The organism is Gemella haemolysans, from assembly GCF_028308085.1.
In the GTDB taxonomy this organism is placed as follows: domain Bacteria; phylum Bacillota; class Bacilli; order Staphylococcales; family Gemellaceae; genus Gemella; species Gemella haemolysans_D.
The window spans coordinates 1-852 of the sequence record NZ_JAQMFS010000105.1; the positions used below are offsets into that span (position 1 = coordinate 1).

1 protein-coding gene is annotated in these 852 nt (G+C 35.8%); it reads right to left on the minus strand.

The window, feature by feature from the left end; all coding sequences use genetic code 11:
- A partial coding sequence (locus tag PNO30_RS08350) for a Rib/alpha-like domain-containing protein (protein ID WP_271988006.1) occupies window positions 1–852 on the minus strand: 852 nt, incomplete at both ends.

Sequence of the window (852 nt, forward strand, 5' to 3'; positions counted from 1 at the left end):
ACATTATACTCGTCACTAAGTTTATTTACATTGACTTTTACATTTACTGTATCCTTTGAACCATCTTTATACGTTACTTCTACTACTCCGTCTTTTTCACCCGGTGTGTTTGTATCTGGTTTTGTTTTCCAAGCGTAACTTGTTCCTTCTGGTAAGTTCGTTTTATCTACACTTGTTGCTGCATCTGGAGTTGCTCCATAACTCACTGTTTGTTTTTCTTGATTTGGAACTGCATTGTATTTCGTAGTCATTGACTTCACAGTAATTGTTACTTGTGTACTCGTTTCATTCCCTGCGTTATCTACTACTGTTATCGTTACATTATGAGGCTCTACATCTGTTCCTTCTGATAAACTAGGTACTGATGTTATTCCTGCTTTGAACTGAATCGTCTTAGTTGCTTCATTATATTCTAAGAAATCTGGTAAGCCTGTTACTGTTGTAGATTTAACTCCACTTCCTCCAGCGTTATCCTCACTCGTTACATCAATATTTGGATTTTCTCCTTCTACTGCGATTAAATCCCAATTTTGTCCATTACTTGGTGTTTGAATCGTCGGAGCTGTAACATCTTTAACTTTTAACGGAATTATTACTTCTTTCGTTGTTCCATCTTTGAAGGTTACAACTGCACTAATAGTTTGATCTCCATAGTTAGCTGTACTGATTGGTGATTTAGGTACTACTGTTGAAATCTTATCAGTTCCAGTCACGTTTCCTTCTTTCGATGTCGCTGTTACTTTTGCTTTTAGGTCATCGTTTGTTACTGGTGTGTTTTGATTTACTTCGATTTCAGTAGCTGTAACATTATACTCGTCACTAAGTTTATTTACATTGACTTTTACATTTACT